Annotated in this window: 9 protein-coding genes and 2 pseudogenes; 7 read left to right on the top strand and 4 right to left on the bottom strand. The window is 43.3% G+C overall.

Annotated elements, in window-relative coordinates; all coding sequences use genetic code 11:
- Positions 1-351: 351 nt before the first annotated feature.
- Both CGC64_RS18715 and CGC64_RS18710 read right to left on the bottom strand, forming a co-directional pair.
- Positions 352-1,245: an MlaD family protein gene (locus CGC64_RS18715; RefSeq protein ID WP_005678739.1), complete on the bottom strand. Its 894-nt coding sequence runs from the start codon at positions 1,243-1,245 to the stop codon at positions 352-354.
- Between the two features lie 9 nt (positions 1,246-1,254).
- A complete protein-coding gene (locus CGC64_RS18710; protein ID WP_005678740.1) occupies positions 1,255-2,463 on the bottom strand; it encodes an N-acetylmuramoyl-L-alanine amidase family protein in 1,209 nt (402 codons plus the stop codon).
- A 141-nt stretch (positions 2,464-2,604) separates the two neighbouring features.
- Here CGC64_RS18710 and CGC64_RS18705 point away from each other — a divergent pair, with 141 nt between their 5' ends.
- From CGC64_RS18705 to CGC64_RS18695, 4 genes and pseudogenes are all read left to right on the top strand, one after another.
- A complete protein-coding gene (locus tag CGC64_RS18705; RefSeq protein ID WP_032855394.1) occupies positions 2,605-3,501 on the top strand; it encodes a transporter in 897 nt (298 codons plus the stop codon).
- 31 nt (positions 3,502-3,532) lie between these two features.
- Positions 3,533-3,676 (top strand): annotated as a pseudogene (locus CGC64_RS19320) (site-specific integrase); the annotation flags it as partial.
- A pseudogene (locus CGC64_RS19385) lies at positions 3,667-3,759 on the top strand (toprim domain-containing protein); the annotation flags it as partial. The pseudogenes CGC64_RS19320 and CGC64_RS19385, both read left to right, overlap by 10 nt.
- A gap of 101 nt (positions 3,760-3,860) precedes the next feature.
- The gene (locus tag CGC64_RS18695; RefSeq protein ID WP_005678743.1) at positions 3,861-4,964 is read left to right on the top strand and encodes a PDDEXK nuclease domain-containing protein; all 1,104 of its coding nucleotides are present in this window, start codon (positions 3,861-3,863) and stop codon (positions 4,962-4,964) included.
- 485 nt (positions 4,965-5,449) lie between these two features.
- Here CGC64_RS18695 and CGC64_RS18690 read toward each other — a convergent pair whose 3' ends face one another.
- Positions 5,450-6,058: an HU family DNA-binding protein gene (locus tag CGC64_RS18690; protein ID WP_032855432.1), complete on the bottom strand. Its 609-nt coding sequence runs from the start codon at positions 6,056-6,058 to the stop codon at positions 5,450-5,452.
- A gap of 399 nt (positions 6,059-6,457) precedes the next feature.
- Between CGC64_RS18690 and CGC64_RS18680 the strand changes: the two genes are divergently transcribed.
- Complete coding sequence (locus CGC64_RS18680) at positions 6,458-8,542, top strand: BT4734/BF3469 family protein (RefSeq protein ID WP_005678747.1); 2,085 nt, start codon at positions 6,458-6,460, stop codon at positions 8,540-8,542.
- Positions 8,543-8,658: 116 nt separating this feature from the next.
- On the opposite strand, the gene CGC64_RS18675 is transcribed toward CGC64_RS18680, so the two are convergent.
- Positions 8,659-9,825: an exo-beta-N-acetylmuramidase NamZ family protein gene (locus CGC64_RS18675; protein WP_005678748.1), complete on the bottom strand. Its 1,167-nt coding sequence runs from the start codon at positions 9,823-9,825 to the stop codon at positions 8,659-8,661.
- Between the two features lie 68 nt (positions 9,826-9,893).
- Between CGC64_RS18675 and CGC64_RS18670 the strand changes: the two genes are divergently transcribed.
- Both CGC64_RS18670 and CGC64_RS18665 read left to right on the top strand, forming a co-directional pair.
- Positions 9,894-10,430, top strand: a complete 537-nt coding sequence (locus tag CGC64_RS18670; protein WP_005678749.1) for an HDIG domain-containing metalloprotein — start codon at positions 9,894-9,896, stop codon at positions 10,428-10,430.
- Positions 10,431-10,519: 89 nt separating this feature from the next.
- Entirely contained in the window at positions 10,520-13,228 is a 2,709-nt protein-coding gene (locus tag CGC64_RS18665; RefSeq protein WP_005678750.1) for a putative LPS assembly protein LptD, read from the top strand.
- Positions 13,229-13,342: the final 114 nt, after the last annotated feature.

The following is a 13,342-nucleotide window of genomic DNA, read 5'->3' as shown; positions in this document are numbered from 1 at the left end:
AGTAACTTTTAATACATTTATTAATTAAGCAAAACTTCTACGCTTGCAAAATTCGGAATCTTATTTGGAAAAAACAAATCTATTTTTTCTTGTTTATTTCATGAAAACAATAATGTGTTTACTTTCAGTGACTTATACATTTCTATAAAAACATGATGCCTCTGAAGGCTATTGCATTTTTATAAGTATCTGTATAGTAGCTTTTTATATCCCTAAATTATGTAGCTTTTCTTTCATTTATCTGTTTGTACGGGAATATTATTTCGGTTTGTAGATAGACATTTGCAGAGTGATCCACATTCTTTTTACGCTCTCTCGTTATTTAGATAAAATCTATATAACGATGAAAACTTACTTATCTTTTTTACCGAATAATGAGAAGTGAACATAACGCTTCGGATGTGCTTTCAGGTCTTCAAGCAAACTGGCGGCATTCTCTGTCGTTGCGTTCAGATTATTGTATAATGACGGATCGTTGAAAAGCAACCCAAGCGTGTTGTCTTTGCTGTTCAATTTCTCTGTAAGTATTTTTACGTTAGCCAAAGTTTCGTCTATTTTTTTGAAAGTAGCTGCATAGTCTATTTCCTTTAAATTACCGCTAATGGCTATGAAGTTGTCTCCGATTGTATTAAGTTTCCCGGTGAGCTGGGGGATGTCTTTGCTCATTAGTCCTTTCATCTGTGAGCTGACTACTGCGAGGTTGGCGGTGGTAGTCTCCATTGAATGCAGGGTGGCGGGGATGCTCTTGTCTCCCAGAATATTGTTCAGGGAGATCAGAATTGAATCCAGCTTGGGCAACATCTCCTGCACTTTAGGCATGAGCTGTGCCACGCTTTCCATCATTCCGTTATTCAGTTTGCCGGGAATCGTATCTCCTACGGCATATTTTTCGCGCGGATTGTTGGCGAGAAGGATGTTCATGCGCACACCTCCCATTAACTCGGATACCAGTTCGGCGCTACTTCCTTTGGGGATACGCAGTTCCGTATCCAGTTCAACTTCGACGATCACATTTCCCGGGTTCACGTAGTCATAATAGATGTCACGTACAATACCTACGCGGACACCGTCTGCAAATACCGGACTTGATTTGGTCAGTCCGTTTACGTTTTGAAATTTGGCATAGAAATAACTGGAAGGCTGGAACATGTGTATACCTTTCAGCCAATTAATTCCATAAATCAGTACGCATAGTGCTATTATACCTGCAATACCTATTCTGACTTCTTTTGTAATGTACTTCATTTTATATTTTTATTTATTTTTTCTTTTCTTGAATTCGGTGATCGCTTCGTTGACGTTCATTTTCTCGCCGTTCCGGAAAGCGATGATAAAGGCATCCTTGAATTGTGCCGTGATGCTACGTTTCGTACGCAATACCTTATTATAGTCGGCAGAGGCACCATACGTATATTTATAGATTCCTTTTTCTTTATAATAGTCCACTCCTTTCAGTCCTTTCAACCTTTTGTCATTTTTAGTGAGAGGCTTGGAAGAGGTGAGTATCTGTATCTTAAACGTAATTTCACTGTCATTGGTTGCACTTTCTACTACAATAGGACGTTTGGGCGTTGTTTTCGCTGTTACGGCAGGCTGGGGAGAAGCTTGTGCGATTACCGGAGCATTTTTCTCCTCCTGTTCTTCAGCAGGAATAATCGTCTTGCTGACTCCTGTCAGGCGCAGTTCATGTTCTCTCTTGTAATTCAGAAAAGCACGGTAAATTCCGTTCGCCATTGTATTGGCACCTGCTTCCGAGTTCAGGTAACGTTCTTCCTCGGGAGTGGAGATAAATCCTAGTTCCACCAGAATGCTGGGCATGGCACTTGCTTTTAATACAAGGAATCCGGCTTGGTGCACGCCCCGGTCCACTCGTTTGCAAGTATGTCGGAATTGTTTCTGTACCAGTGAAGCCAGATGCACGCTCTGCTCCATATATTTATCCTGCATAAATTCGAATATGATATAAGATTCTGCAGAATTCGGATTAAAACCGGCATATCTTGTTTCGTAGTCGCTCTCGTAGAGAATTACGGCATTCTCTCGTTTGGCAACTTCCAGGTTGGCTTCTGATTTGGCCAGACCCAGGGTCCAGGTAGAAGCACCTTTTGCTGTACGGTTGTTTGCCAGTGCGTTGGTGTGAATGGAGATGAAAAGATCGGCTTTCGCGTTGTTTGCGATTTCCGCCCGTCGTGCCAGAGGAATGAACACATCTTTGCTGCGCGTATAAATCAGTTTGACATCATCACAGTTCTTTTTTATCAGATTTCCTACTTTCAGGGCAACGTTCAGGTTGATATTCTTCTCTTTAGAGATTTTGCCGATAGCTCCCGGGTCGTGTCCGCCGTGTCCGGCATCAATGACTACGACAAAATCTTTCCCCCATAAACGGTTGGTGCATGAGGGCAGGAAAAGTAGCCAGAGGCAAATGCATATATATAATATGTATGGTCTATTCAGTTTCATATCTGTAATACGCTGCAAATGTAGTAGAATTTTGTAGAAAACTCATTATTTGCCATTAAGTTTTGTGTTTTTTTCGGTTTAAAGGTAGCTTTTCTCCTGAAATCTCCGTTACTTTGCACCCCGAAGTTAAAATGTACGCCGATGCTTAAGTTTTTAAAGAATTGGACATTACCTATCGCTATGTTGGTAGGCGCTGTGGGGTATCCTTTGTTCATCAGTCTATCTTTCCTGACTCCTTATCTCATATTCACGATGCTGCTGCTCACTTTTTGTAAAGTATCTCCGCATGATTTGAAACCAAAGCCACTTCATGCATGGCTGTTGTTGATCCAGATTGTGGGGGCGCTGGCTGCTTACTTGCTGCTTTATCGTTTCAATAAAATTGTGGCGGAAGGGGTCATGGTTTGCATTATCTGCCCTACGGCTACTGCTGCGGCAGTGATTACTTCCAAATTGGGAGGGAGTGCGGCGAGTCTGACTACTTACACATTGCTGGGGAATATTGGAGCAGCTATTGCCGTCCCTATTTTTTTCCCTTTGGTGGAGGTACATCCCGATGTTAGTTTTTGGGGAGCGTTCTTTGTTATATTGAGTAAAGTATTTCCATTATTGATCTGTCCTTTTCTGGCTGCGTGGCTGTTGGGCAAATGTCTGCCGAAAGTGCATCAGAAGCTGTTGGGCTATCATGAACTTGCTTTCTATTTGTGGGCAGTCTCTCTGGCTATTGTTACAGCCCAAACGTTGTATTCGCTGTTGAATGACCCTGCGGACGGCTTTACCGAAATAATGATTGCAGTCGGGGCTTTGGTTGCTTGTTGTTTACAGTTTTTCTTAGGGAAAACAATCGGCTCTGTCTATAATGACCGTATCAGTGGCGGTCAGGCATTGGGGCAGAAGAATACAATTCTGGCTATTTGGATGGCACATACCTATCTCAATCCGTTGTCTTCTGTTGCTCCGGGATCGTATGTGCTGTGGCAAAACATTATCAATAGCTATCAGCTTTGGAAAAAGAGAAAGAATGAGATGAAAAATTAAATATAAATAACTGAAATATAGTGATTTATAGAATGATGCGCACGGATTTCAGAATACCAATAAATCCAAAGCAAACGTACTTGACTATTTGTTGGATATGAGAGCGCAATCTAAAGAGCGTGGCAGTCTGAATTATGAAAAGATTATTGGCAACACTATCCGTGAATTGAAATTGTGACTTTACGGCAGAAAAGTTGTCCCGATTATCCCGACCTTGACAAGCAAGACTATCTTGTTTTGAACTCTGTTTCCAATCTCCCAGCTTGTGAAAGTCGGGGCTTTGTGCATAAAAAAAAAGAGGTGTGCATTTTGACACACCTCCTTATTTTTGTACTTTTGTCACATATAACAAAACGCAAATGGATATAAATCAGAATTATAGAGAAGCAGTAAAGACCATAAAAGAAGCTATTCTGCGCAGCCAGTACCGTGCAGCCACATCGGTGAACAAAGAACAGCTATCTCTTTATTACGGCATCGGACGTTACGTGTCGAAAAATTCCCGTATAGGCTTTTGGGGTAAAGGAGCAATAGAGCAAATATCTTCTCTGTTGCAAAAAGAATTGCCGGGGCTAAGGGGATTTTCAACTTCGAATATAAAGAATATGCGAGTTTTCTATGAAGAATGGGAACCTGTTCTAAATCGCCAGCCATTGGCTGGCGATTTGGTATTAGATGAAAAATTGCTGTTGAGCGTAATTCGCCAGCCACTGGCTGATGAATTCAATTGGGCTGATTTCCTTTCAATCGGTTTTAGTCATCATACCGAAATAATATCCAAAGCTAAGACTTTGGAAGCAAGGCTATTTTATATACATGAGTGCGCTACTCGCTATTGGAGTAAATACACTTTAAGGGATTATTTAAAAGCAGACCTCTACAGCCATCGGGGAACTTTGCCTAACAATTTCGCACAAACATTGCCTGATACTAAGCAAGCTCTAAAAGCTGTTTGTTCATTTAAAGATGAATACTTGCTTGATTTCATCAATGTGGAGGAACTGGATGAACAAGAAGAGGATTTAGACGAAAAGATAGTAGAAAAGGCGATTGTTGCCAACGTAAAGAAGTTCATTATGACCTTTGGGCAAGATTTCAGCTTTATAGGCAATCAATATCGCATGGAAGTTGCAGGAGAAGAAATGTTCATTGATTTGCTCTTTTTCAATCGGGAGCTTAATTCCTTGGTCGCAGTCGAGCTGAAATCCGGAAAATTCCGTACATCTTATTTGGGGCAGTTGAATACTTATCTATCCGCCTTAGATACATATATCAGAAAGCCGCACGAAAACCCTTCTATCGGAATAATACTTTGTAGAGAGATGAATCAAACCTTTGTAGAGTTTGCCGTTCGTGATTATAACAAGCCGATGGGGGTTGCTACTTACCGTGCATCTAAAGATATGCCGGAACGACTTCGTAACGCTCTGCCGGACGTTGAGGACTTGAAAAAGCTATTGTAAGGCAAAAGCCTTGTTTCTTTTTTGGCAGGTAATTGCCTTTTGTTACCTTTGCACATGAAGTCCACCACTAAGCGAATTTCTTCGTTTTTTTGTTGCTATTTTGTTACCCATTGTTAGTGATAGGTGGGATTCTTCTTTGATAATCAGACTAATATGCTATTTGGTATATAATATGTGGCAGAATATTATTAATTCGTGGCAACTGTGGAAGAAGAGAAAGAAGGAAATGGAATAATGATTGCAGGACATTGTAGTTGCGTCGGTGAATAACTGATATGTAGGAGCTACTGTCACGATTTTCGCCGCTATTTTCCAACTGTACCGTTTCTCAAGGCAAAAAATAACTTTCATGACTCTCATCCTTTTTGCTAATATGCTGGTATACTGATAAATAAGTATGATAGATCATTCCGAACTCCGGTATCTATCATGCTTTCTTCATGAAAAATGAGCATCTGTCATTCCTGTTTTACTGCTTTTATTGCTTAATCTTTCCCAGTATTTGCCCGCACATAAATTATATGGCTACCGCTTCCAATGGTGTCGAGTACCCCTTCTTTCACCCAACCGTTCAACTCATTCAGTGCTTTGTTCTTCAGGAGTCCCGTCAGTTGTGTATATTCCTTGCGTCGTATCATCGGACGTTCATCCAGAAATTTCTCCAACCTGCGACGACGTTCTTCCACCGGAATTTCGGCAGAATGTGCAAATCCCGACTTCGCTTTTTCTACAAATCCGCGAACCTTCTTTCGGAAAGAAGATGAAGGACGAAAATTTACATTGTCGAAATAGATGGACTGCGCATGTATCTCTTTGGCATCCATTACCGGACGTGCTTTCAACTTGGCTGAAAAATATCCGAGGTCGCCCAATTGAACGTGATAACCACTGATTAAATATTCAGATATTTTATTTTCAATAGCCAGCTGAACTCCTTCGATGTCTGCCGGGGTAAAACTGGAAGCCTGGGCGATCTCTTTTACAATGCGTTGAAAGTCGATAGTCCCGTTCGATACGATGCGGGGATACAACGGCTGTTTATCTTCATCTTCTTTTGAAGACGGCTTTTTGCGAAAATCATACTTTGCGTACATCTCTTTTCTTTTATTGGTTAATGTGGGTGAAATGCCTTTCCAAAGGCGCTCTAATGCTTGTTTTGCAGTAAGATAACCTACCTCTGCTGCCTGAATAATCAGCTTGGAGCAGCTGCTTTTTTCGGGCACACATTTGTGGGCTGTACAGCCCGCGAATGTAAACTGCACAGCCCGCATACATGGGCTGTACGGCACACGTATGCGGGCTGAAGTCTTACTGCCTGCAAAGATACATTATCCCGGCTTTATTTGCAAATTTAGTAAGTATTATTTCTGTAAAATAAAGCCGTATGATGCGGCAAATAAAGATACGGAAATTTGTTTGGACGAAGTGCTTGTTGTATCTTTGTATAGTTATAGTGCAGCTTTCCCTTTTACTAGAATGAATAATAAAAAAAGATGAAAATAACATTAGTCAGAGACGATGGCAAGGTAAATACCTTACGGACGTTGAAAATAGAGCTCCTTCTGGAGCAGATGAAAACGGAAGTCAAGGCGCAACCTGTCTCCAAAATGAGGGAAGCTTTGAGATATACTCTTCCGGGAAATTCGATTGAAGGGGTGCGTAAGGTTCCCAAAGTGATTCCTGCCGCAGCTTTTGTCCGTAAAGAAGGAGTGATGACTTTGAACGAATATAACGGCATAGTGATGATGGAAGTCAATCATCTTTCGGGAAGGACGGAAGCCGACGAGATAAAGGAATTAGTCAAAGAGTTTCCGCAAACGTTCCTCGCTTTCACAGGCTCCTCCGGTAAATCAGTCAAAATATGGGTACGGTTCACTTATCCGGACGATCGCTTGCCGGTCTCACGCGAGCAGGTAGAGCTTTTTCATGCGCATGCTTATCAGACGGCCGTGAAATATTATCAGCCGCAACTGCCTTTTGATATTGAACTGAAAGAACCGTTGCTCGAACAATATTGTCGGTTGACGTATGATCCCGAACTTTATTTCAATCCGGAAGCGATGCCCATTTATATGAAGCAGCCCGTCAGTCTTCCCTCCGAAACGGCTTTCATCAGGCGAACGCGGGAAACCGATTCTCCTTTGCAACGAATGGCGCCCGGATATGAGAACTATGAAGCGTTGTCGGTGCTTTTCTCCGCTGCATTCAACAGGGCGCTTGAGGAACTGGACGGATATCGGGAGGGAGACGATATACAACCGTTGCTGGTGTGTCTGGCGGAGCATTGCTTCCGGGCGGGTATTCCCGAAGAAGATACCGTGCGGTGGACGAAGGCGCATTACAGGCTCCCTTCGGACGAGTTGCTGATTCGCGAAACGGTGAAAAGTGTATACCGGACCGCCAAAGGATTCGGAAAGAAGAGCAGTTTGACGGCCGAACAGCTTTTCGCCATGCAGATGGATGAATTTATGAAGCGTCGTTATGAATTCCGATACAATGCGTTGACCACGGAGGTGGAATATCGCGAACGGCATAGTTTCAACTTCTATTTTCGCCCGGTAGACAAGCGGGTATTGGCGAGTATTACGATGAACGCCATGTGTGAAGGAGTGAAAATGTGGGACAGGGATGTCATCCGTTATCTGGATTCCGACCATGTGCCTATCTATCATCCTGTGGAGGATTTCTTGTACCACTTGCCTCGCTGGGATGGTAAAGACCGGATTCTGGAACTGGCTAACCGCGTTCCCTGTGATAATCCGCACTGGGCACCGTTGTTCCGGCGATGGTTCCTGAGCATGACTGCCCATTGGATAGGGATGGATAAAAGACATGCGAACAGCACTTCGCCTTTGCTGATTGGTCCGCAGGCATACCGGAAGTCCACTTTTTGCAGAATGCTTCTTCCTCCTGCTTTACAGGCGTACTATACGGACAGCATTGATTTCAGTCGGAAGCGGGATGCGGAGTTGTATCTGAATCGCTTTTTGCTTATTAATATGGATGAATTCGACCAGATAAGTCCCACCCAGCAGGCTTTTCTGAAGCATATTCTGCAAAAACCGGTGGTGAACACGCGCCGTCCGAATGCTTCGGCGGTGGAAGAACTTCGCCGGTATGCTTCGTTCATCGCTACGAGCAATCATCGGGATTTGTTGACAGATACTTCCGGTAGCCGTCGTTTCATCGGCATTTACATGACGGGAGGCATAGATGTGTCGCGTCCCATTGATTATGAACAATTGTATGCACAGGCGTTGGAACTGCTTTATCATAACGAACGTTATTGGTTTGACTCCGAAGAAGAGGCTATCATGACGGAAAGCAATCGTGAGTTTGAACAATCACCCGCTATTGAACAGCTGTTTATGGTTTATTATCGTGGGGCAGAAGAAGAGGAGGAAGGTGAATGGCTGTTGGCTATCGACATCCTGCGACGGATTCAGAAAGCAAGTAAGATGACATTCTCTGCCAGACAGGCTTCTTATTTCGGACGTATCTTGCAACGGCTTGGGGTGAAATCCAGACGGAAAACGTATGGTACGTATTATCATGTCGTACCTTTGGAGGTAAAATAGATACTTCATTTTAATAGTATAAGTATGATAGATACCGGAGATAATAGTTATCTATCATACTTATAGCTTTAGTTATAAGGGATTTATGAAAAAGAATGAAAGTATGATACTTGTTTTTACTCATAAAGAAGATATTTGTTTCTCATCTTCTTGTAATCCTGTAACTCCTTTTGCCAACTATTCCGGATAGTCTCTTCCGAATCACCTCTGAGGATAGCTTTGCGTACACTATCCGTGCCCATGAGCAAGTCAAACCACCGGGCACGGGAGAAGAAAGCGGCACCTTCGCCGGATAAACGGTAGAAATGCAGGAAATAGCGGAGTGTAAATCCGTTCACATCGTCTGCGTTCCGGAGGTCTTCACCGTAGCAGACTACATTTTTGTGCATCGGATTCTTGTCAAAACCGGGGAGAGAGCGGGGAGTGAAAGTAAAATCTCCGTATTTCTTGTTGGGTGCGCCCAATACTTGGAAAGGAAATGTCGTTCCCCGCCCTACGCTGACGCTGGTAGCCTCAAACGGGCAGAGTGACGCATACAGGCGAATGGACTGATCGTTCGGCAGGTTGGGAGAGGGCTTTATGGGAAGCGAATAGGGTTCTCCGTGTATCCAACCCGTGGCTGGAATTACTTTTAATGAACAAGGATTTTTCTTGTGGGCAATCCAGCCTTCTCCGTTAATCATTCGTGCCAGTTCGCCGATAGTGCATCCGTGGAGTACCGGGATAGGAAGCATACCGACAAAACTCCGGTAGGCCGGTTTGAGTATCGGACCCTCTACGTAGTCGCACGGATTGGGCCGGTCTAGTACAATCATTTCCTTATTGTTTTCTGCACAGGCTTCCATTACGTAGTACATTGTGCTGATATAGGTATAGAAACGTGCTCCCACATCCTGAATATCGAATAAAATAACGTCGATGTCTTTCAGTTGGGCGGCAGTCGGCTTTTTGTTGTTTCCATAAAGAGAGACGATACTGACTCCGGTACGGGAGTCTTTGCCGTCTTTCACAGTCTCCCCCGCGTCTGCATTTCCACGGAAACCATGTTCGGGGGCAAATACCTTGACTACGTTGATATGCTGTTTCAACAGAGTGTCGAGCAAATGAGTCTGCCCCGTTCCTACAACAGAGGTATGATTGACCACCATTCCGACACGTTTGCCTTGAATGAACGGCAGATATTGTTCGAAGCGTCCGGCGCCTGCGACAACTTTGCCGCTAATGCATTCGGGAAAGACTGTAACAAACAGAAAAAAAAGAATGAGGGAAGTTCTATTTCTCATGTCGGTGATTTTTTGTAATATTGCACAAAAATATTAATTTCTCATCAAGAGAACAAAAAATAGAGCACATGAATCCATACGAAATCATTGATAAGTATTATCCGGAAAATACGGAGCAGCGGCAAATCTTAGTAATACACAGTCTTTCTGTGGCCGGAAAGGCCATGAAAATACTGGATGCGCATCCCGAACTACGTTTGAACCGGAGTTTCGTGAAAGAAGCCGCCCTATTACATGATATCGGTATTTTTCAGACCAATGCGCCTACGATTCAGTGTTTCGGTTCGCATCCTTATATAGCTCACGGTTATTTGGGAGCTGAAATCTTGCGTGAAGAAGGTTTCCCGCAGCATGCACTGGTTTGCGAACGCCATACAGGGGCCGGATTATCCTTGCAGGACATTGTCGACCAACAGCTTCCTGTACCCCATCGCGAGATGTTGCCCATAACTCTGGAAGAACAGTTAATCTGCTTTGCCGATAAATTCTTTTCTAAGACTCACCTGGACGAAGAAAAGTCGGTAGAGAAAGCCCGTCATAGTATTGCTAAATATGGTGAAGAAGGCCTAAGCCGTTTTGACAGATGGTGCTCTCTCTTTTTATAGCACTAAAAAATAATTAAATAACGAAGATTCTAACTCATAATTGGTGAAGTTTATGTACTTTTGCCACTTCAAGCGTAAACTATTAGTTAATGGCGCCATTGAAAGCAAAAATACTTATATCATCTATACTGCTGATTGTCTTACTGATGCTTCCCGATGAGGCTACGTCTCAACGTCGAAGAAGAGGAATGATTGCCCCCAATACTGCACAGAATGATTCCCTCCACGGAAATGATTCATTGAAAGCAGATACGGTTACGGTACGCATGGACTCTATCGCACCGGCTAAGAAGAAACAACCGCTCGACGCACCGGTTATTTATGAATCTAACGACTCCACAGTTTTTACTTTGGGCGGAGCCGCTACGTTGTATGGTAGCGGAAAAGTTAATTACCAGAATATAGAGTTGGCAGCGGAAGTTATTTCAATGAATCTGGATAGCAGTACGGTGCACGCCTACGGTATCAAAGACTCTTTGGGAGTGGAAAAAGGTAAACCTGTATTTAAAGAGGGAGATACCGCTTATGATACGGAAACTATCCGGTATAACTTCAAAACTAAAAAAGCGGGAATCACCGAAATCGTAACTCAACAGGGGGAAGGATACGTGACCGGAAGCAAAGCCAAGAAGGGGTCCAATGATGAAATTTTTATGGAGCATGGGCGCTATACGACTTGTGACCACCATGACCATCCTCACTTCTATATGCAGTTGACAAGGGCCAAGGTGCGTCCTAAAAAGAATGTAGTGACGGGACCTGCCTATCTGGTGGTGGAAGATGTACCTTTGCCGTTGGCTGTTCCGTTCTTTTTCTTCCCGTTCTCCAGCAGCTATTCTTCCGGTTTCATCATGCCGACTTATATGGACGACTCCAGTCGCGGTTTCGGTCTGGCAGAAGGCGGATATTATTTTGCTATCAGTGACATCATGGACCTGAAAATGACGGGAGATATCTTTACCAAAGGTTCGTGGAGACTTTCCGGATTGACCAACTATAATAAACGATATAAATACTCCGGTACGCTGCAAGCGGATTATCAGGTCACTAAGACGGGGGACAAAGGGATGCCGGATTATGCAGTTGCCAAGGACTTTAAGATTGTCTGGAATCATCGCCAGGATGCCAAGGCGAGTCCGAACAGTACTTTCTCTGCCAGTGTAAACTTCTCGACCAGTAGCTACGAACGTTCAAATATCAACAACCTTTATAATTCACAGTTGTTGACTCAGAATACCAAAACATCAAGTATCAGTTATTCACGCAGTTTCCCTGATATCGGTCTGACGCTTTCCGGAACGACCAATATCGCACAGACCATGCGTGACTCTTCCATTGCGGTGACGTTGCCCGACTTGAATATATCGTTGAGCCGTCTCTTCCCGTTCAAACGCAAGAAAGCGGCCGGGGAAGAACGCTGGTATGAAAAGATTTCTCTTAGCTATACAGGACGTCTGACAAACAGTATCCGTACGAAAGACGACCGTCTGTTCAAAGCCGGACTGAGCGAATGGGAAAATGCGATGAATCATAATATCCCTATCAGCGCTACTTTTACTCTGTTCAAATATTTGCAGGTTAATCCTTCGGTGAATTATACGGAACGTTGGTATACCCGCAAGGTAAATCAGCAATATAATGAGGAAACACATAGACTGGAAGCATTGCCGGGCGATACGATTAACGGTTTCTACCGGGTATCCAACTATTCGGCAAGTTTGAGTCTGAGCACCAAATTGTATGGTATGTACAAACCTCTTTTCATGAAGAAAAAGGAAATACAGATTCGTCATGTGTTTACGCCACAAGTTAGCCTGAGCGGTGCTCCGGGATTTAGCAAGTATTGGGAGGAGTATACTGATTATAATGGTGATACACAATATTATTCTCCTTTTACCGGACAGCCTTATGGCGTTCCTTCCCGTGAAGGTTCGGGAACAGTCAGTTTCTCGATAGCCAATAACTTGGAAATGAAGTATTACGATGCAAAAGAAGATACGGTCAAGAAAGTGAGCCTTATTGATGACTTGAGTGCAAATATGTCTTATAATATGGCGGCAAAGGAACGGCCGTGGAGTGATTTGAGCATAAATCTTCGTTTGAAGTTGACCAAGAGTTATACCTTTAATATGAATGCGTCATTTGCTACGTATGCTTATACTTTTGATAAAAGCGGTAATGTAGTTACCGGTAACCGGACGGAGTGGTCGTATGGTCGCTTCGGACGTTTCCAGGGATATGGTTCTTCATTTAACTATACTTTCAATAATGATACTTGGAAGAAGTGGTTCGGACCGAAAGAGGATGAAGATAAGGATAAGAAGAAGCCGGAAGGTGATGATGAAGATTCGGAAGGCTCGGAGGAAGACGGAACTGTCACTAAGAAGGTCGAGAATGCGCAAGCGGACTCGGACGGTTATCAGGTATTCAAAATGCCTTGGTCTTTGAGTTTTAGTTATTCGTTCAATATCCGTGAAGATAGAACGAAGCCTATTAACCGCCATTCTATGAGATATCCTTATACGTATACACATAATATCAACGCGAATGGAAACGTGAAAATATCCAATAACTGGTCGCTTTCATTCAACTCCGGTTACGACTTTCAGGCAAAGGAGATCACACAAACTTCTTGTACGATTTCCCGCGATTTGCACTGTTTCAACTTGTCCGCCAGTCTTTCACCTTTCGGACGGTGGAGATATTATAATGTTACTATCCGGGCAAATGCAAGCATTCTTCAGGATTTGAAGTATGAACAGAGAAGCCAGACGCAAAGTAATATCCAGTGGTACTAGGATAAGCGTAGAGTTGAAAGATATATAATTGCATTGTTGCAATATTATGGAAAAAGAAAATGGCTGTGCTATTCATTGGGTAATAGCGCAGCCATTTTCTTTTTCAACTCTCAA

This window comes from Bacteroides caccae, assembly GCF_002222615.2.
Lineage (GTDB): Bacteria > Bacteroidota > Bacteroidia > Bacteroidales > Bacteroidaceae > Bacteroides > Bacteroides caccae.
This window is presented reverse-complemented; position numbering and strand designations above follow the sequence as displayed.

Bases quoted from the DNA above. Each gene is read 5' to 3' on its own strand.
- CGC64_RS18670 (WP_005678749.1), top strand. From the start codon at position 9,894: ATGAATCCATACGAAATCATTGATAAGTATTATCCGGAAAATACGGAG.
- CGC64_RS18695 (WP_005678743.1), top strand. From the start codon at position 3,861: ATGGATATAAATCAGAATTATAGAGAAGCAGTAAAGACCATAAAAGAA.
- CGC64_RS18665 (WP_005678750.1), top strand. From the start codon at position 10,520: ATGGCGCCATTGAAAGCAAAAATACTTATATCATCTATACTGCTGATT.
- CGC64_RS18710 (WP_005678740.1), bottom strand. From the start codon at position 2,463: ATGAAACTGAATAGACCATACATATTATATATATGCATTTGCCTCTGG.
- CGC64_RS18705 (WP_032855394.1), top strand. From the start codon at position 2,605: ATGCTTAAGTTTTTAAAGAATTGGACATTACCTATCGCTATGTTGGTA.
- CGC64_RS18675 (WP_005678748.1), bottom strand. From the start codon at position 9,825: ATGAGAAATAGAACTTCCCTCATTCTTTTTTTTCTGTTTGTTACAGTC.
- CGC64_RS18680 (WP_005678747.1), top strand. From the start codon at position 6,458: ATGAAAATAACATTAGTCAGAGACGATGGCAAGGTAAATACCTTACGG.
- CGC64_RS18715 (WP_005678739.1), bottom strand. From the start codon at position 1,245: ATGAAGTACATTACAAAAGAAGTCAGAATAGGTATTGCAGGTATAATA.
- CGC64_RS18690 (WP_032855432.1), bottom strand. From the start codon at position 6,058: ATGTACGCAAAGTATGATTTTCGCAAAAAGCCGTCTTCAAAAGAAGAT.